The 18,326-nt window shown below is 72.2% G+C and carries 14 protein-coding genes; 8 read left to right on the top strand and 6 right to left on the bottom strand.

From position 1 onward, the window contains the following. Nucleotides 1–9: 9 nt before the first annotated feature. The gene (locus G6045_RS01525) at nt 10–2,604 is read left to right on the top strand and encodes an ATP-binding protein (RefSeq protein WP_165329881.1); all 2,595 of its coding nucleotides are present in this window, start codon (nt 10–12) and stop codon (nt 2,602–2,604) included. A gap of 110 nt (nt 2,605–2,714) precedes the next feature. Continuing rightward, nucleotides 2,715–4,130 carry an FAD-binding oxidoreductase gene (locus tag G6045_RS01520; RefSeq protein WP_165329880.1) on the top strand — a complete coding sequence of 472 codons (1,416 nt, stop codon included), beginning with the start codon at nt 2,715–2,717 and terminating at the stop codon, nt 4,128–4,130. 186 nt (nt 4,131–4,316) lie between these two features. Here G6045_RS01520 and pdxR read toward each other — a convergent pair whose 3' ends face one another. After that, nucleotides 4,317–5,747 carry a MocR-like pyridoxine biosynthesis transcription factor PdxR gene (gene pdxR, locus G6045_RS01515; RefSeq protein WP_165329879.1) on the bottom strand — a complete coding sequence of 477 codons (1,431 nt, stop codon included), beginning with the start codon at nt 5,745–5,747 and terminating at the stop codon, nt 4,317–4,319. Nucleotides 5,748–5,828: 81 nt separating this feature from the next. Here pdxR and G6045_RS01510 point away from each other — a divergent pair, with 81 nt between their 5' ends. After that, entirely contained in the window at nt 5,829–7,019 is a 1,191-nt protein-coding gene (locus tag G6045_RS01510; RefSeq protein ID WP_165329878.1) for an MFS transporter, read from the top strand. Nucleotides 7,020–7,072: 53 nt separating this feature from the next. Here G6045_RS01510 and G6045_RS01505 read toward each other — a convergent pair whose 3' ends face one another. Beyond that, nucleotides 7,073–8,485, bottom strand: a complete 1,413-nt coding sequence (locus G6045_RS01505) for an aminopeptidase P family protein (RefSeq protein ID WP_165329877.1) — start codon at nt 8,483–8,485, stop codon at nt 7,073–7,075. Nucleotides 8,486–8,678: 193 nt separating this feature from the next. Between G6045_RS01505 and G6045_RS01500 the strand changes: the two genes are divergently transcribed. After that, nucleotides 8,679–9,662, top strand: coding sequence for a helix-turn-helix domain-containing protein (locus G6045_RS01500; protein ID WP_165329876.1), 984 nt, complete (start codon nt 8,679–8,681; stop codon nt 9,660–9,662). 3 nt (nt 9,663–9,665) lie between these two features. On the opposite strand, the gene G6045_RS01495 is transcribed toward G6045_RS01500, so the two are convergent. Next, nucleotides 9,666–11,477, bottom strand: coding sequence for a thiamine pyrophosphate-requiring protein (locus G6045_RS01495; RefSeq protein ID WP_165329875.1), 1,812 nt, complete (start codon nt 11,475–11,477; stop codon nt 9,666–9,668). 497 nt (nt 11,478–11,974) lie between these two features. Here G6045_RS01495 and G6045_RS01490 point away from each other — a divergent pair, with 497 nt between their 5' ends. The 3 genes from G6045_RS01490 (at nt 11,975) to G6045_RS01480 (ending at nt 15,300) form a co-directional block, all read left to right on the top strand. Next, complete coding sequence (locus tag G6045_RS01490; protein ID WP_165329874.1) at nt 11,975–12,985, top strand: Ppx/GppA phosphatase family protein; 1,011 nt, start codon at nt 11,975–11,977, stop codon at nt 12,983–12,985. 183 nt (nt 12,986–13,168) lie between these two features. Beyond that, a complete protein-coding gene (locus tag G6045_RS01485; RefSeq protein ID WP_165329873.1) occupies nt 13,169–14,278 on the top strand; it encodes a baeRF2 domain-containing protein in 1,110 nt (369 codons plus the stop codon). A gap of 59 nt (nt 14,279–14,337) precedes the next feature. Beyond that, the gene (locus G6045_RS01480) at nt 14,338–15,300 is read left to right on the top strand and encodes an LLM class F420-dependent oxidoreductase (protein ID WP_165329872.1); all 963 of its coding nucleotides are present in this window, start codon (nt 14,338–14,340) and stop codon (nt 15,298–15,300) included. A gap of 46 nt (nt 15,301–15,346) precedes the next feature. Here the strand turns inward: G6045_RS01480 and G6045_RS01475 are convergent, their stop codons facing one another. Beyond that, complete coding sequence (locus G6045_RS01475; protein ID WP_165329871.1) at nt 15,347–16,054, bottom strand: TetR/AcrR family transcriptional regulator; 708 nt, start codon at nt 16,052–16,054, stop codon at nt 15,347–15,349. 140 nt (nt 16,055–16,194) lie between these two features. On the opposite strand from G6045_RS01475, the gene G6045_RS01470 reads away from it, so the two are divergent. Next, entirely contained in the window at nt 16,195–17,073 is an 879-nt protein-coding gene (locus G6045_RS01470; RefSeq protein ID WP_165329870.1) for an NAD(P)H-binding protein, read from the top strand. A gap of 52 nt (nt 17,074–17,125) precedes the next feature. Here the strand turns inward: G6045_RS01470 and G6045_RS01465 are convergent, their stop codons facing one another. Both G6045_RS01465 and G6045_RS01460 read right to left on the bottom strand, forming a co-directional pair. Then, nucleotides 17,126–17,506 carry a hypothetical protein gene (locus tag G6045_RS01465; RefSeq protein WP_456243464.1) on the bottom strand — a complete coding sequence of 127 codons (381 nt, stop codon included), beginning with the start codon at nt 17,504–17,506 and terminating at the stop codon, nt 17,126–17,128. 345 nt (nt 17,507–17,851) lie between these two features. After that, the gene (locus tag G6045_RS01460) at nt 17,852–18,238 is read right to left on the bottom strand and encodes a DUF6479 family protein (RefSeq protein ID WP_235967387.1); all 387 of its coding nucleotides are present in this window, start codon (nt 18,236–18,238) and stop codon (nt 17,852–17,854) included. Between the last annotated feature and the right edge of the window lie 88 nt (nt 18,239–18,326).

The raw sequence follows: 18,326 nt of genomic DNA, 5'->3' as shown, positions 1-18,326 counted from the left end.
AATTGTGCGGTGGACCGGGGGATGCTCGAACGCGACCACGAGCTGGGCCGGCTGGCCACCGCCGCGCGGGAGGCGGCCGACGGGGCCGGTTCGGTCGCGCTTGTCCACGGTGAAGCGGGGATCGGCAAGTCGAGCCTGGTCAAGGCCATGTCCGCGGTGCTGCCGCCGCACGCGCGGATCCTCGTCGGCGCCTGCGACGACCTGGCGACGGGACGGCCGCTCGGGCCCTTCCGTGATCTGGTCGGCGGGGCGGAAGGCGTCGGCGAGGAGCTGGCGAAGGCGCTGCAGGGAGCGGGTGACCGCCATCGGGTGTACGACGCCCTGCGCTCGGAGCTGACCACGGCTCCGCTTCCGGTGGTACTGGTCGTCGAGGACGTGCACTGGGCCGACGAGGCCTCCCTGGACGCGCTGCGGTTCCTCGTACGGCGGATGGAGCGGCTGCCCGCGGTCCTCGTACTCACCTACCGGGACGACGAGTTGGGCCGTGAGCACCCGTTGCGCCAGCTGCTCGGGCAGGTGTCGCGCACCGGCCGTGTGCACCGGCTCGCGCTGCCTCGGCTCTCACGGGGTGCGGTCGGCCGGATGAGCAGGGCCGAAGGGCTCGATCCGGCGCAGGTGTACGCGGTCACCTCGGGCAACCCGTTCTTCGTCGCCGAAGTGCTCGCGGCCGGCAACGCCGGCGGGGTGCCGCCCACGGTGGTGGACGCCGTGCTCGCCCGGCTCCGCGGGCTCGACGCCGAGGCGCGGGACGCCCTGGAGCAGCTGGCCGTACTCCCGTCGGCGGTGGAGCACCGGCTCGCGGAGGCGCTGCTGCCGGACGCGCTGACGGTGCTCGCCACCGGCGAGCAGCACGGTCTTCTCTCGGTGACACCCGAACGCGTCGTGTTCCGGCATGAGTTGATCCGCCGGGCGATCGCCGACTCACTCCCCGCCGCGCGCCGGATCACCCTCAACCGCGAGGTGCTCCGCGCGCTGGTCGCGAGTCCCGGCGCCGATCCGTCCCGGATCGTGCACCATGCCGCGCAGGCCGGCGACGAGGAGGCCATCGCACGGTTCGGGCCGGTCGCGGCGGCCGACGCCTCGCGTACCGGCGCCCACCGCGAGGCGGCCGCCCAGCTGCGGCTCGTCCTGCGGGACCGGCAGCGTTACGGCGCCGCCGAACTGGCCACCCTGCTCGAACAGTTCGCCGTCGAGAGCTACACGATCGCGGACTCCGCGGCCGCCGTCGCCGCCCAGCGCGAGGCCGTCGCCCTGCGCAGATCCCTCGGGGACACCCGCGCGCTCGGCGCCGATCTGCGCTGGCTCTCCCGGATCCACTGGTGGGCCGGCGACGCGGACGAGGCGCAGCAGGCGGCGCAGGAGGCCATCGTCGTGCTCGAAGGCGCACAGGATGAACGGCTGCTCGCCCTGGCGCTGAGCAACACCGCACAGTTGCACATGCTCTCCGAACGGCACGCCGAGGCGGTCGAGTTCGGCCTGCGGGCCATCGCGCTGGCCCGGGCGACGGACGACGCGGCGATCCTGTCGCACGCGCTGAACAACGTCGGGTGCGCGCGCTGGCGCACCGACGACCCGCGGGGCCGCGCCCAGCTGGAGGAGGCGCTCCAGGTGGCGCTCGGGGCCGGCGAGGTCGAGCACGCCTGCCGGGCGTACGCGAATCTCATCTGGAATCTCCTTGAGCGTCTGGAGTACGCGGAGGCCGACCGCTACTTCGCCCCCGCGCTCGAACTCGCGGACCGGGCCGAACACTTGGGCTTCCTCAGCTATCTCCAGGTGGAGCTGGCCATGCGCCGGTTCGCCGCCGCCGACTGGGACGAGGCGGAACGGTACGCGGAGCTCGCCGTGCACGATCATGTGCCGGGCCGCTGCCCTGCCCTGACGGTGCTCGGCCGGGTGCGGATCCGGCGCGGCGCACAAGGCGGCGATGAACTGCTCACGGAGGCCTGGGAGATGGCGGTGCGCACCCGCGAGCTGCAACGGACGGGAGCGGTGGCGGCGGCGCGGGCGGAGGCGGCCTGGCTGCGCGGCGACGTCGAGGCCGTCATCGAGGCCTCGCTGGAGGTGTACGAGCAGGCCTGCCTGCTCGAGTCCCCTTCCCATCGCGGCGAGTTGGGCTACTGGCTGACCCGTGCGGGCCACCCGGTCCCGCCGGACGACTCCGGGCATCCGTACGCGCTGCAGAGCGCCGGGCAGTGGCACGCCGCCGCGGCGGCCTGGCGCGGGGTCGGCTGTCCGTACGAGGAAGCTGCGGCGCTCGCGCAGAGCCCCGACGCCGACGACAAGCTGGGTGCGCTCGCGCGCCTGGACGCGCTGGGCGCGGAGCCGCTGGCCCGCCAGGTCAGGGCGGAGCTGCGCACGCTCGGTGTGCGGCGCATCCCGCGCGGGCCGCTCGCGGCGACCCGGGACAATCCCGCGGGGCTCACCGAGCGGCAGCTCCAGGTGCTGCGGCTGATGGTCGAGGGCCTGACGAACCCGCAGATCGCGGACCGTCTGGTGGTGTCGGTGCGGACGGTGGACCACCACGTCTCGGCGGTCCTGGAGAAGCTGGGCGCTCCTTCACGGGGCGAAGCGACCGTGCGGGCACGCGAGTTGGGGCTGACATAGGCAGTCGGGTGGCGCGACCTGGGTGCCCCTCACGGATATCGGCGCCCCCACCCCCGTACTAGACAAGTGCACACCGGACCCAGCCAGGGTTCCGCACCACGGGGGATCACATGCCGAAGACACCGGCACAAGCCGCACAACAGGAACTGGCCGCGCTGAACGGGACGTTGACCGGACCGGACGACCCCGGCTACGAGGACGCGCGGGCCGTCTACAACGCGATGATCGATATGCGTCCCGCCCTCATCGCGAGCTGCACCGACACCGACGACGTGCGCCGCGTCATCGGCTTCGCCCGCGACCACCAGCTGCTTCTCGCCGTGCGCGGCGGCGGTCACCACGGCGCCGGGCTCGGCACCTGCGACGACGGAGTGGTCCTCGACCTCTCCCCGCTCAAGGAGATCAGCGTCGACCCGAAGGCCCGCACCGTACGCGTCGGGGGCGGCTGCGTATGGGGCGAGGTGGACCGCGCCACCAACGCGCACGGCTTCGCCACACCGAGCGGCATCATCTCCACGACCGGCGTCGGCGGCATCACGCTGGGCGGCGGCCTCGGGCATCTGAGCCGCAAGTACGGTCTGACCATCGACAATCTGCTCGAGGCGGATGTCGTGCTGGCGAGCGGTGAGGCCGTGCGGGCGAGCGCGGACGAGAACAGCGATCTGTACTGGGCGATCCGCGGCGGTGGCGGCAACTTCGGGGTCGTGACGTCGTTCCTGTTCCGGCTGCACGAACTGAGCACCGTCGTCGCGGGCCCCACCTTCTGGCCCGTCGACCTGGGCACCGAAGTCCTGGCCGCCTACCGGGACTTCCTGCCGTCCGCGCCGCGCGAACTCAACGGCTTCTTCATGTACGGGTCCGTGCCGCCGGCCCCGCCGTTCCCGGAGGCGATCCAGGGCCGCAAGACGGCCGCCGTCGTGTGGTGCTGGGCCGGTGACGACGCCGATGCGGCCGCCCGGGCGATGGCTCCACTCCTCGACGTGCTGCCCGAGCCGCTGCTGCACGGCCCCGCGCCGATGCCGCACCCCGCGCTGCAGTCGGCGTTCGACGGGCTGTACCCGCCCGGCGACCAGTGGTACTGGCGCGCCGACTTCGTCGACCGGATCCCGGACGAGGCGGTCGCGCTGCACGCCAAGTTCGGCGCGGACCTGCCGACCGGGCAGTCCACGATGCACCTGTACCCGATCGACGGCGCCGTCCACGACCACGCTCCGGCGGACACTCCGTGGAGCTACCGCGAGTCGACCTGGGCTTCGGTGTACGCCGGCGTCGACCGCGATCCCGCCAACGCCGAGCTCATCAAGCGCTGGACCGTCGACTACTTCGAGGCGCTGCACCCGTACTCGGCGGGCGGTGCGTACGTGAACATGATGATGGACGAGGGGCAGGAGCGGGTACGGGCCAGCTACCGCGACAACTACGCGCGGCTCGCGCGGATCAAGGCCGCGTACGACCCGGAGAACCTGTTCCGGCTCAACCAGAACATCCAGCCGGCGCCGCGCCCGCCGTTCGAGGCGCGGCCCTGATCACGAGGAGAGGAAGGGCCCGGGGTGTGACGCATCCCGGGCCCCTCGCCTATGAGCACGTCCAGCAGGTCCAGCAGGTCCAGCAGGTCCAGCCGGGTACTGCTCGGCCTCCGCTACAGCATGCTGAGCATCCTCGGTCCGGCTCCTCGGGAGTCGGCCCGACCTGGTGGGCGAGGGGGCGACGGCTCACGTGGAGTGCGGCGGCTCCGCGGCAGTGGGCTGCAGGAGGTCCGCGATGGTGCCGATCGCCCGGCGGATGGCGGCGTCGGTGACATTGCCGAAACCGAGCACCAGCTGGGCGGGCTGCGTCGCACCGTCCGCGCGGTAGTCGCTCATGCCGTACAGGCCTACCGAGCGGGCCCGGGCTTCGGTGACGACGTGCTGTTCGTCCACGCCGGGTGGCAGTTGGGCGACGGCGTGGAAGCCCGCGGCCAGTCCCGTGAGTTCGACTTCGGGTGCATGCCGGGCGAGGGCCTCGGCGAGAACCTGGTGGCGGGTGGCGTACACCGTGCGCATCCGGCGCAGATGGCGGTCGTAGCGTCCGGATTCGATGAGGCGGGCGAGCGCGAGCTGTTCGAGGGCCGGGGAGCCGCGGTCCGCGAGGTATTTGTCGTGGGCGAGGGCGGCCGTCAGGTGCGGCGGGCAGAGGATCCAGCCCAGGCGCAGGGCAGGGGCCAGGGATTTGCTGACCGAGCCGACCGACGCGACCCGGTCGGGGACCAGGCCCTGCAGGGAGCCGACCGGGCGGCGGTCGTAGCGGAACTCGGCGTCGTAGTCGTCCTCGATGATCAGCGCGTCGGCCGCCTCGGCCCAACGGGCAAGGGCTTGACGGCGGTTCGGGGCGAGGACCACTCCGGTGGGGCTCTGATGGGCGGGTGTGAGGACGACGGCGCGCGCACCGCTGGCCCGCAGGGCGGCCACGTCGATGCCCTGTCCGTCGACGGGGACCGGGACCGGCCGCAGGCCGTTGCGCAGCGCGATGGCGTCGCAGTCGCGGTCGCCGGGGTCTTCGAGGGCGACTTCCGTGATTCCTTCGCGGGCCAGCGCGGCGAACAGGAGGTTGGCCGCCTGGGCGAAACCGCTGCAGATCATGGTGTGTTCGGGGTCGGCCGCGGCGCCCCGCACCCTGCGCAGATACGCGGCGAGGACTTCGCGTAGTACGGCGCTTCCGCGGGCGTCGCCGTAGCCGGACGCGGCGACAGGGGCACGGCGGCCTGCTTCGGTGAGGGAGCGGAGCCAGTCGTGCAGCGGGAAGCTCGACAGCTCGGGCACGCCGGAACGGAAGTCGACAGCAAGGGCCTGGGGACGTGCGGGGGTGGCGGACTCGGTGCGGGTTGTGGCGCGGGCGGCGACCCGGGTGGCCGAGCCAGGATGGGCGCTGAGATAGCCCTCGGCTTCCAACTGGGCGTAGCACTCGATGACGAGGCCGCGCGAGACACCGAGGGTGCGCGCCAACTCCCTTGAGGACGGCAGCCGTTCACCCGCAGCGAGGCGTCCGCCACGTATCGCATCGCGCAGTTCGCACTGCAACTGGGTGCCGAGAGGCTCATGTCCGATGCCCCGGTCGAGGCTCAGAACAAGCTCCGGCGGGCGCGAACCGGTCCACTCAACGGGCATGAAATTGGACCTTAGCAGCGGACCGGTCGCCCCCTAGCGTCAAGAGCACAAGCCGTACCCACCCGCCGCCGGGAGCCCGCCATGACTACCGAACTCCAGCCGCGCGAGCGCCTGTTGACCCGCCCTCTGGTGATGGCGATGCTCGCCAACTTCGGCGCCATGTCCACCTTCTATCTGCTCCTGTCCGTGATGCCGCTGTACGCGGCCGAGGCGGGCGCCGGTGACGGCGGGGCGGGCCTCGCGACCGGTGTGATGATGCTGGGCACCGTGCTCGCCGAGCTCGCGGTGCCGTGGATGCTCGCCCGCCGCGGCTATCGGGCCGTGCTCTCGCTCGGTCTCTGTCTGCTCGGCCTCCCGCCGCTCACGCTCCTTGTCGTCGACAGCGCGGAGGCCGTGCTCGCGGTCTGTCTGGCTCGGGGGGCCGGGCTCGGCATCGCCGTGGTCGCGGGCACCGCGCTCGTCGCCCATCTGGTGCCCGTATCGCGCCGCGGTGAAGGGCTCGGACTCTCCGGCGTGCTGTCCAGCGTGCCGTCGATCGCCGCGCTCCCCCTCGGCCTGTGGGCCAGTCAGAAGTACGGCTACGCCCCGGTGCTCCTCGCGGCCGCCGCACTCGCACTGCTGCCGCTCTTCGCGGTGACGGGCGTGCCGACGGCCAGGCCGGAGCGCGGCGTGCGCCGAGGCGGCCTCCTCGGCACCCTCACCGGCGGCGGCATCGCCGGACCCTCGACGGTGTTCTTCGCGGTGACCCTGGCCACCGGCGTCATCATGACCTTCCTGCCGCTGTCCGTCCCGGCGGCTACGGCAGGTCTCCTTCCGGCGGCGCTGCTCGCCCAGTCGGTGGCCACTCCCCTGGCCCGCTGGTGGGCGGGCAGGTTCGGCGACCGGCGCAGCCCGTCCGCGCTGCTCCTGCCGGCCGTCCTGACCGCCGCCTCGGGTACGGCGCTGCTCTGCCAAGCGGGCAGTCCACCGGCGTTGTTCGCCGGGATGGCGCTGTTCGGCGTCGGCTTCGGCCTGGCCCAGAGCGCCTCCCTTGCGCTGCTGCTCGCCCGGGTGGAACGGTCCGAGTACAGCAAGGTGAGCGCGCTGTGGAACCTCGTGTACGACGGCGGCATGGGCGCGGGTGCGGCCGGCTTCGGCCTGGTGGCCGGGCAGACCGGCTATCCGGTGGGCTTTCTGCTCACGGCCGTCGTCGTACTGGCGACGGCGATACCGGCAGTACGGGACACCCGCAGCCGGCCTGCGCCGCGGCCGCCGTACAAGTCGCGGCCCTGAATGCCGCGAAGGTCCGGGGCGGCAAACGCCCCGGACCCTACGACTCGGACCGCTCAGCCCGCGAACTCGGCCATCCACGCCTCGACTTCGTCCGCCGAACGCGGCAGTGCGGCCGACAGGTTCTCGTGGCCGTCGGCGGTGACGAGCAGATCGTCCTCGATCCGTACGCCGATACCGCGCCACTCCTCGGGGACGGTGAGGTCGTCCGGCTGGAAGTACAGGCCGGGCTCGACCGTGAGGACCATGCCGGGCTCCAGGGCCCCTTCGACGTACTCCTCGCTGCGGGCGTGCGCGCAGTCGTGCACGTCGAGGCCGAGCATGTGGCCGGTGCCGGCCATCGTGAAGCGACGCTGCAGACCGAGGTCGTACGCGCGCTCCGCCGGGCCCTCGATGAAGCCCCACTCGACGAGCCGGGCCGCGAGGTGGCGCTGGGCCGCCTCGTGGAAGTCGCGGTAGGCGGCGCCCGGCTTGACCGCCGCGAAGCCGGCCTCCTGCGCCTCGTACACCGCGTCGTAGACCTTGCGCTGCACCGGTGTGAACGTGCCGCTGATCGGCAGGGTGCGGGTCACGTCGGCGGTGTAGAGGGTGCGCGACTCGACCCCTGCGTCGAGCAGGAGCAGCTCCCCTGGGCGCACCGGGCCGTCGTTGTCCGTCCAGTGCATGATCGTGGCGTGCTCGCCGGCGGCGCAGATCGAGCCGTATCCGACGTGGTTGCCTTCGAGCCGGGCGCGGCGGTAGAAGGTGCCCTCGATCCAGCGCTCGGACGTGGCGACGGCCGTCGACAGCTCGCCGACCACATCGGTGAAACCGCGGACCGTGGAGTCCACGGCGGCGCGCATCTCGCCGATCTCCCACGCGTCCTTGACGAGCCGGAGCTCGCTGAGCGCCTCCTCCAGGTCCGTGTCACGCTCCTCGTCGGTGGTGACGGCGGCTTCCAGGGCCGGGTCGAGCCCGCGGACGATCCGGGTCGGCACGCCGGAGGAGGCGGCCAGGTCCTCGGCCGCGGTACGGACGTCACGGCATGCGAGGCCGAGCACGCGCTCGGACTCGGCCCGTGAGCGGCGGCGGCCCATCCACAGTTCGGCGGTGTACCCGATCCAGAACTCGTCGTTGTCCCGTCCGTCGCGCGGCAGCTGGTAGCAGTAGGCGTCGTGGCCGCCGTCCGCGCGGGGTTCGAGGACGAGGGCGCCGTCGCGGGCCTGGTCGCCGGTCATGTGCACATAGCCGGTGTAGGGCCGGAACGGGTAAGTGTCGTCGTTGGAGCGGGTCTTGAGGTTCCCCGACGGGATCACCAGACGCTCGCCGGGGAAGCGCGCGGAGAGCGCGGCGCGACGTCGGGCGGCGTACGGAGCCTGCGCGTCGGGCTCCAGGTCGTGCCGTTCGGTGTCCGCCCACCCCGTGCGCATCAGAGCGGAGAGTTCCGCGGAGATCTCTGTGTAGAGACCGTTCTTCCGGCGCTTCGCCACGTCGTCCACCTTTTCTGCGTCCGCACTGGTGCTCTTCCGTTGCTCTTCCGCGAGCGAAGCTAACCGGCGTCCCGGGGGCGTGGTGCCCGGGAGTGCCAGTGGCACAGATCGGCCAAGGCGGTGTCCGGACCGCCGATAATGCTGCGTATGACGATGAACGAACGCCGCCCATGACGACGAACGAGAGCCGCGCATGACGCCCGCGAAACTCGGCCAGGCTCTGCGTTCCCTGGGGCTCGACGACACGGCGGCCCGGCTCTATCTGGCGCTGCTCGATGTCGCCCCGGCCCCGCTGGGCGAGGTGGGCCGGGCAGCGGAGCTGGACGGCGGCGAGCTGACCCGTGCGTACGACGGTCTGGTCGACGCGGGCCTGGCGAGCGCGGCCGCGCAGGGTGCGGACGTGGTGGCACCGGTGCCACCCGGCGCGGGCTTGGAGATCCTCGCGCGGCACCGGGCCGCCGAGGTCGAGGAGTCGCGGATCGCCGTCGGCGGCGCCTTCGAGTCCTTCCGGCGGCAGCGGCTCGCGGCGTACAACGACGATCTCGTCGAGGTCGTCACCGGCGACGCGATCGGGCCGCGGATCCGGCAGGCCTGGGCGAGCGCCCGGACGCAGATCCGGCAGTTCGAGTCACCGCCGTACTTCCCTCTGCAAGGCGCCACCGACGACGCGCTGGCCACGCTCGCGCGCGGAGTGACCCAGCGGGTCGTCTACTCGCGGGCGTCGCTCGAGCACCCGGGCCATCTCACGGACGTCATCGAGCCGTGCGTGAAGGCCGGCGAGCAGGCCCGGGTGCTGCCCTCGGTGCCGGTCAAGCTCGTGATCATCGACGAGGCGTACGCGCTGGTCTCGCTGTCGATCAAAGAGGCCGATGTGCACAACACGATGCTGGTGGTGCAGCCGTGCGGACTGCTCTCGGCGCTGATGGCGCTGTTCGAGCAGTCCTGGCACAACGCCCTGCCGTTCCACGGCCGCACCACCCGCCCCGGGGGTCTGCCGCCCGCCGACCGCCGGCTGCTCTGGCTCCTCGCGAGCGGCGCGACCGATGAGGTCATCGCCCGCGAACTCGGCATCAGCCGCCGCACCCTCTTCCGCCGCCTGCAGATCCTGATGGCGCAGCTGGGCGCGGCGAACCGCTTCCAGATGGCGTTGCAGGCGCAGCGCCACGGGTGGCTGTGACCCCTACTGCTTGTCCTTGTCCTCCCGGTGCCGCGTCCCCGGCAGCATCTCCTGGACCTTGGCCTTGAAGCCCTGCCGGATCATCCCGGTGCGGTCGCTGTCGCCCTTGAGGATGGAGACGGCGGCCGCCTCGATCTGGTCGAGCGTCGCGTGCGGCGGGATCGGCGGGACGGCCGGATCGGTGCGGAAGTCGAGGACGTACGGGCGGTCGGCGGCCAGCGCGTGCTGCCAGGCGCCCTCCACGTCGGCGGCCTTCTCGATCCGGGCGCCGGACAGGCCGAGCGAGCGGGCGAAGTCGGCGTAGGCGACGTCCGGGAGCGACTGCGAGGGCAGGAACTGCGGGGCGCCCGTCATGGCGCGCATCTCCCAAGTGACCTGGTTCAGATCCTGGTTGTTGAGGACCGCGACGATCAGCCGGGGGTCGCTCCACTGCTCCCAGTACTTGGCGACGGTGATGAGTTCGGCGAGCCCGTTCATCTGCATCGCACCGTCGCCGACCAGCGCGATGGCCGGGCGGTCCGGGTGCGCGAACTTGGCGCCGATCACGTACGGGACGCCGCAGCCCATGGTCGCGAGGGTGCCGGAGAGCGAGCCGCGCATGGTGCCGCGCAGCCGCAGATGGCGGGCGTACCAGTTCGCGGCCGAGCCCGAGTCGGCGGCGAGGATCACGTCGTCGGGCAGCAGCCGGTCGAGGGCGTGCACGACGTACTCGGGGTTGACCGGGTCGGCCTCCACGGCGGCGCGCCGCTCCATCACCTGCCACCAGCGGGCCGTGTCCTTCTCGATCTTCTTACGCCACTTCCCCGGCTTCTTGCGCTCTAGCAGCGGCAGCAGCCGGTCGAGGGTCGCGCCGGCGTCCCCCACCAGGTTGAGCTCGAAGGGGTACCGCAGTCCGACCATGAACGGGTCGATGTCGATCTGGACGGCCCGCGCCTGCCCGAACTCCGGCAGGAACTGGCTGTACGGGAAGCTCGATCCGATCATCAGCAGGGTGTCGCAGTCCTGCATCAGCTCATAGCTGGGCCGGGTGCCGAGCAGTCCGATGGAACCGGTGACGTACGGCAGATCGTCGGGCAGCGCGTCCTTGCCGAGCAGCGCCTTGGCCACACCGGCCTGAAGGACGTCCGCCAGTTCCTTCACCTGGTCCTGAGCGCCGCGCGCGCCCTGCCCGATGAGCACGGCGACCTTCTCGCCCGCGTTGAGGATCTCGGCCGCCTCGGCCAGTTGGCTGTCGGCGGGTACGGGCGCGTAGTGAGGCATCCCCAGGCTGGACGGGACCATCTTGAAGGCGTGCTCGGGCGCCTCGTATTCCAGTTCCTGGACATCGGCCGGGACGATCAGCGCGGTCACGGTGCGCTTGGCCTGAGCGGTGCGGATCGCACGGTCGATGGCGTTGGGCAGCTGCTGCGGGACGGTGATCATCTCGCAGTAGTCGCCGGCGACGTCCTTGAAGAGGCTCAGGAGATCGACTTCCTGCTGGTACGAGCCGCCCATCGCGCTCCGGTTGGTCTGCCCCACGATCGCGACGACCGGCACATGGTCGAGCTTCGCGTCGTAGAGGCCGTTGAGCAGATGGATCGCTCCGGGCCCCGAGGTCGCCGCGCACACGCCGACCCGGCCGGTGAACTTGGCGTATCCGACCGCTTCGAACGCGGACATCTCCTCGTGCCGGGACTGGATGAACATGGGCTGGTTGTCGGCGCGGCCCCAGGCGGCGAGCAGGCCGTTGATGCCGTCTCCCGGGTAGGCGAAGACATGCTCGACGTTCCAGGCGCGCAGTCGCTGGAGGATGTGGTCGGAGACCTTGGTGGACACGGCGGGACCTTTCGTGATGAGGGGGTGGGGTCTGCGGGGTCGGCGACGGGCTGTGGCGTGCCGGTGCGCGAGAGGGTGTCCGGCGAGGGCAACGGCGCTGCCAGGCGCGGGCGTCGTGACCGCGGGCGCTGTACGGGCGGCGGCAGTTGACGTGCGGGCGGCGTCAGATAACGCGCGGGCGGCATCGGATGACGCGGTGGCCGTGCCGACCGTGCTCGAAGCCGGAGTTCCCGGCGAGAGGGCAGCATCCTGTGTCCAGGATATCGGCGCCCAACCCTGCCCGCTCCGTGAGCTGCTGGTCAGAGCCCTCGCCGAGGGCGGCGTGCGGGTGGCGGTGGATCTGCACGGTGGCCAGTCGGGCGAGCCGGGGCCGCCGCCGCGGTGGGGGGCCTCGGCCATGACCTCAAGCCTTTCGTGGGGACGTCGTCGCCGGTTACCCTGCAACGCGCACCTCACACACCGGCCTATTCACCGCCTTTCGGGGTACTCACCCCCGCATGCGAACCGGGGTGATCGACGTGGGGTCCAACACGGTGCGGCTGATGGTCGCGGACGTGGAGGGCGGTGCACCGCTGCCGGTGCACACGGCCAAGGTGCGGCTGCGCCTGGCCGAACAGCTGGGAGAGAGCAGGGAGCTGCCGCCCACCGCGCTGGCGGCACTGACCGAGGCCGTGGCATCGGTGCGCGCACAGAGCGAACGCTGGGGCGCGCCCGAGCCGTTCGCCTTCGCGACCGCGGTGGTGCGCGACGCGCCCAACCGGGACGAGGTGCTGCACGCCGTACGGCAGGACACCGGGATACGCCTGCATGTGCTGCCGGGCGAGGTCGAGGCCGAGCTGACCTTCCTGGGCGCGCGCCGGTGGATGGGCTGGCGGGCGGGCTCCCTTGCGATGCTCGACATCGGGGGCGGCTCGCTCGAAGTGGCCGTGGGGCGCGGCCGGTTGCCCGAGTTCGCGGTGTCGCTGCCGCTGGGCGCGGGACGGCTGACGCGGGAGTACTGCAACAACTCGGAGGATCCGCCCCCGAAGAAGGCCCTGCGGGCGATGCGCCGCGCGGTGCGTCATCAGCTGCGCGATGTGGCCGCCCGGGTGCGCTGGGAGTCGCCGCGTACGAGCGTCGCCTCGTCCCGTACGTTCCAGCAGCTGGCCCGGCTGTGCGGGGCGCCGGCCGGCCGCCATGGCCCGTTCACGCCGCGGGAGTTGAGCCGGGACGACCTGGCCGTCGCGGTCAAGCGGCTGGCGTCGCTGCCGGCCTCGGGCCGCGCGAAGCTGCGCGGCATCTCGGCCGCGCGCGCCAAGCAGTCCCTCGCGGGTGCGCTGGTCGCCCACACGGTGATGGAACTGACCGGGATCTCGACGGTGACGATCTCCCCCTGGGCCGTACGGGAAGGGATTCTGCTGCGGCAGATGGAGGACGGGGCCGGGTGGTGGCCGGCCGGTGCGTCGGACCTGGCGCTTGCGGAGACGGTGCCGCGACCGACTGAATTGAGGGTCGCGCTGCCGAGTTGAGGGGCGGCGTGCGGCCGAGCCGAGGGTGGTCGCACTGCCAAGCCGAAAGGTCTCGATGCCGAGGCGAGGGGTTCGCCGGCGAGTCGGCCCGGCGCACGAAAACGATCGTGTCACCGTGCGGCGGCCGGGTACCCGGCGAGGACCGATGAGGGCGATCCCTCACACCCTCTCTTGGAGCACGTCATGGATCTCGCTTACCTGAACCCGCTGTTCGCACGTCCCGGCCCCTGGGCTTCGGTGTACGCCGACACCTCGCGCCATACGGAGTCCACCGCGAACGACCGCCGCGTCGAAGCCCAGGCGGCGGTCCGCACCCTGGCGGCGCAGGGTGCGGACGAGCCCACCTGCCGCGCCGTACAGGCGGCCGTCGAAGCACTGGGCGACCAGCACGGAACCGCCGGGCGGGCGATCTTCGCCACCGAAGGGGAGGTCGTCCTCGACCCGCCGCTCCTGACACCGCCCGCCGGCGACCAGGTCCACTGGGGTCTGCTGCCCCGGGTCGCACCGCTGGTCGACCTCAACGGCGAGGACCTCGTCTGCCTGGTCGCGTACATCGACCGCAAGGGCGCCGACTTCGAGCTGCGCGGGCCGTCCGGCACGCGCTTCAGCGGTGAGATCGCCGGCCAGGACTGGCCGCTGCACCGCTCCCCGACGGGCGACTGGTCCGAACGCCACTTCCAGACGAAGGTCGAGAACACCTGGAAGCAGAACGCGGCCCTGACCGCGCAGGCCCTCGCCGCACACCACGAGGAGACCCGTGCCGACCTGGTGATCCTCGTCGGCGGTGAGCGCGAACGGCGCGCCGTGTACGACGTGTTGCCGCAGCAGCTGCGCGAGCGTGCCGTCGAGTCCGAGCACGGCGGACGTGCGGCCGGCGCGGACACCCGGCTGCTCGACGAGGACGTACAGCGCGCCATGGCCGCGTACGAACAAGGCCGTGTCGCCGCGGACCTGGAACGCTTCGAGGCCGGCCGGGGCCCGCACGGCGCTCCGCAGACGGCCGCCGAGGGAGTGCCCGCGCTCGTGGAAGCCGCCCGTGAACACCGCATCGCCGAGCTCCTGTTGGAGCCCACCGGGCCGGATCTCCATCGCACCGTGTGGGTGGGACCGGACCCCGACCAGCTGGCCGTGCGCCGCTCGGACGTGCCGTATCTGGGCGAACGCCGTCCCGAGCCGGCCCGCGCCGACGACGCGCTCCTGCGCTCGGCCGCGGCGACCGGGGCCGAAGCGCTCGCCGTGCCGCCGCACAACGGCCCGGCGGGCGGCCTCGGCGCGCTGCTGCGGTGGGCCTGAGCACAGGTTTCCCGGACCGGCGGGAAGGTACCCGGTCGGCATTCACCTGGAGGTGAGCCATGGCCGAGTACGGATACTTCCTGGCGACCGAGGAGTTCGGACCCGCGGAGCTCGTCGAGCAGGCGCGGATGGCCGAGCAGGCGGGGTTCGAGTCCCTGTGGATCTCCGACCACTTCCATCCGTGGAACGCGGCGCAGGGCCAGAGCCCGTTCGTCTGGTCGGTGATCGGTGCGCTCGCGGAGGCCGTCTCGCTGCCGATCGGCACCGCGGTGACCTGTCCGACGCTGCGGATGCATCCGGCGGTGGTCGCGCAGGCCGCGGCGACGAGCGCGGTGATGACGGGCGGCCGGTTCCGCCTCGGTGTCGGCTCCGGCGAGGCACTCAACGAGCACATCCTCGGCACCCGTTGGCCGCCCACGCATATCCGTCTGGACATGCTGGAAGAGGCGGTCCAGGTGATGCGGCAGCTGTTCACCGGCGAGGAGATCAACCACTACGGCAAGCACTACACCGTGGAGAACGCCCGTCTGTACACCGTGCCCGACGCACCCGTGCCCATCGACATCTCGGGCTTCGGCTCCAAGGCCACGTCGCTGGCCTCACGCGTGGGCGACGGCTACATCACGATGACGCCCGACGCGGCGCTCGTGACCCGGTTCCGCAAGGGCGGGGGCGGCTCGAAGCCCGTCAGCGGAGGCCTGAAGGTCTGTTACGGACCGGACCGCGACGAGGCCGTACGCACCGTGCGCCGCCTGTGGGCGAACCAGCTGCTGCCCGGCGAGATGGGCCAGATCCTGCCCTCACCACGCCACTTCGAGCAGCTGGAGCCGCTGATCACCGAACAGCAGGTGGCGGACGCGATGGTCTGCGGCGACGACGTGGACGCGCATGTCGCCGGCTTGTCGGCCTTCGCGGAGACGGGCTTCGACCGGGTGTACGTGAACCAGATCGGGCCGGATCAGCGGGGGTTCTTCGACTTCTACCGGACGAAGGTGCTGCCGCAGCTGCAGGGACCGAAGTGATGCGTCGCCGCGGCCGGCGGCGCTGGTCCGCCCTGCGGATCAGGCCCTAGCCGGCCGCGGCGATCCGGTCGAGCAGTTCGGCGAGCAGGCCACGCTCCCCCGCCGTCAGGACGTCGGTCCCCGGCAGCAGTGCCCGTAGCGCGACGGCCGCTCCCGCAGGGCCGGGAGCCGGGGCGGTCGGCGCGTCGGTGGTGATCGCCGCGATGACCGCCTCCCGCGCCAGATGGGACACGCTGATGTCGCGCCGGTCCTCGTCAGTGGCGATGAGGGCCAGCGTGGTACCGCCGCCCGCGGCGTGGACCAGTTGGATGGCGCGCGCCTCGTCGATGCGCAGCCGTCCCGCGGCGGCGATCCGCCGGACGGAGCCGGCGAGAATGCCCAGCGCTTCGGCGGCCGCGGGCGAGGGGCCGCCGGGGCGGGGCTCGGCATGCATGAGCGTGTACAGGGCCGGGTTGGCGAGACCGAACTCCAGGTTGAGGTTCCAGCCGGTGCGCAGGTCCTCGACAGGATCGTCCGTGCGCTTCAGCGCGTTCTTCTCGCCGAGGTGCCCGGCGAAGCCGCGTGCGGCGACGGCGTCGAGCAGTCCCTGCTTGTCCCCGAAGAGGCGGTAGATCGTCGGCGCCTGGACGCCCGCCGCGGCACTCACCGCACGCGTCGACACCGCCTCACGCCCCTGTTCCGCGAGCAGACGGGTGGCGGCCTCGACGATCCGTTCGCGGTTGCTCTCCGCCGTGGCGGTGCGGTCGGTCTTCATGGTTACCAATGATAACGGTGAAACGTTAGCGCTTTGCAATATCGTCGTTAACGTGCGACCGTTATCAACGGAAACGCTTTGCGGAGGCGCCTGCGCCTGCAGGTGAACGACCGTTCCGCACCCCTCATCCGGAGGCTCCCGTGATCGTCATTACCGCTCCCACCGGTCAAATAGGCCGCCAGGTCCTGGACACGCTGCTCGACAGCGGTCACCCCGTCCGGGTCATCGCCCGCGACCCCGGCCGACTGACCCCGCGGACGCGCGAGCGCGCCGACGTCGTCCAGGGCTCCCACAGCGACCCCGACGTGCTCGACGAGGCGTTCAAGGATGCCGACAGCGTGCTCTGGCTGGTCCCCCCGAACCCGGGCACGGACAGCATCGAGGACCACTACCTCGGTTTCACCCGCCCGGCCTGCGAGGCGATCAGGAACCAAGGCGTCCGGCGCGTCGTCGGTGTGACCAGCCTGGGCCGCACCTACGGCAGGCACGCCGGACTGCTGACGCCCGCCTTCGCGATGGACGAGCTGATCGAGAGCACCGGGGTCGCCTACCGGGCCCTGGCCATGCCGTACTTCATGGAGAACCTGCTCCACCAGACCGAGGCGATCACGTCACAGGGCACGTTCGTCATGCCGAACAGCGCGGACCGTCCGCTGGCCGTCGTCGCCACGCGCGACATCGCCGCGGCCGCCGCCCGCCTCCTGGCCGACGACACCTGGACCGGACAGGACACCGTCCCGGTCGTCAGCCCGGACTCCCTGTCCCCCGACGCCATGGCCCGGGTCGTCTCCGAAGTCCTGAAGCGCCCGGTCCGGTTCCAGCAGGCCGACGCCGAGACCTACAAGGCGACGATGATGCAGTACGGGATGAGCGACGCCTGGGCGCAGGGCCTGGTCGACATGGCCGCCGCACAGAGCGACGGCATCTACGACGGCGAGCAGCGGGCTCTGACCGCACCCGCCCCCACCACCTTCCGGCAGTGGTGCGAGGAGGTGCTCAAGCCGGCCGCAAGCGCCTGAACGAGCAGGGCGTGAAAGGGCCTTGGCCCGGACACACCGAGAGGCCGGACCCTCAGGGCTTGCCCGGCCCGGCCCTGCGGCCGGCGGCCACCAACGCCCCGACCACCGCCGCCACCGCCAGCCGGTTCCGCTGCCGCGAGAACCAGGCCTGCGCGCTCCTGCTCCTCGCCTCCTCGTCGAAGCGTCCGTGCGCTCCGGCGTCCGGTCCCCCGGGGCCGTCGGCCGGCGACCACAGATTGCCGAACGTGTGGTCGCCCTGCTCGTCGTGCTGCGCGGCGTACGCGGTGCGCGCGAGGTAGCGGTCGAACAGGCCGGGCGCCACGGCATTGGCGATCAGCGTCGCCGCCGTGGACCCACCGGTCCAGTACTCACGCCGCCGGGGATGATCCGCCGCGTGGACGACGGCACGTGCGGCGGCCTCCGGCTGGTACACGGGCGCGACGGGGCGCGGGCGCCCGGGCATCCGGGATCTCGCAAAACGGTGCGCGGACGCCGGCGAAGGCGTTGTTCACCCAGATGTCGACAGGCCCGAACCCTCCTCGATCTGCCCGGCCGCATGCGCAGGCAGTGCGCGCTCGCGATCGCTGCGAGCGGCCGGCACGTGCTGAAGGGACCGGGTCGCGGCCGCAAGAGCCGCCGTCCCAGGCGGCACCCGCGGCCGCAACCACAGTCCCTTGGCCACTCAGCCGGCAGCCGGGTATCCCGGCCCTACGGCCTCAAACCCGCGTCGGCACAAAAGAGTTGGCGGTGCGCACGGCACCGGTGAACCGAAGGCGGCTCACCCCTGCTTCCCGCCCGGGCCACCACTGCCGAAGGCGCCGCTGCCGCCGCCGCTCCACTTGGACGGCTCCTGGTCGGCGCTGCTCCTCGTGCTGGAGTGCCGCAGCTGGTGCGGGGTCAGCCGCGGGCTGTCGGGCGGCAGCTCGTCCGGCTCCCTGACCTCCTGGACCGGGCCTGACGGCCGGCCTCCGGGCAGCCTCGGCTGCTCCTCGGGGCGCGGCGGCCGCGGCGCGCGGTCCTGCCTGCGGCGGCCCCACACAAACGCTCCGATCAGCATGCCCACGATGGCGAGCCCCACCAGGGCCAGCACGACACCGACCGCCGCGCCTGGTGCGGCGGCCCGCTCGGTCCAGCCGGTACTCATGACGTTCATCCCGGTGTTCATGACGTTCATCCGTCGCGAGTACCCGCCCGGCCGCCCCTCAGGCACATCCGGGCGGTCTACCACCATGCCCTGCGGCTGACCGGCGACT

The organism is Streptomyces mesophilus, from assembly GCF_011044995.1.
Lineage (GTDB): Bacteria > Actinomycetota > Actinomycetes > Streptomycetales > Streptomycetaceae > Streptomyces > Streptomyces mesophilus.
The sequence above is the reverse complement of the archived record's forward strand: the minus strand, read 5'-3'. Positions and strand labels throughout refer to the sequence as shown.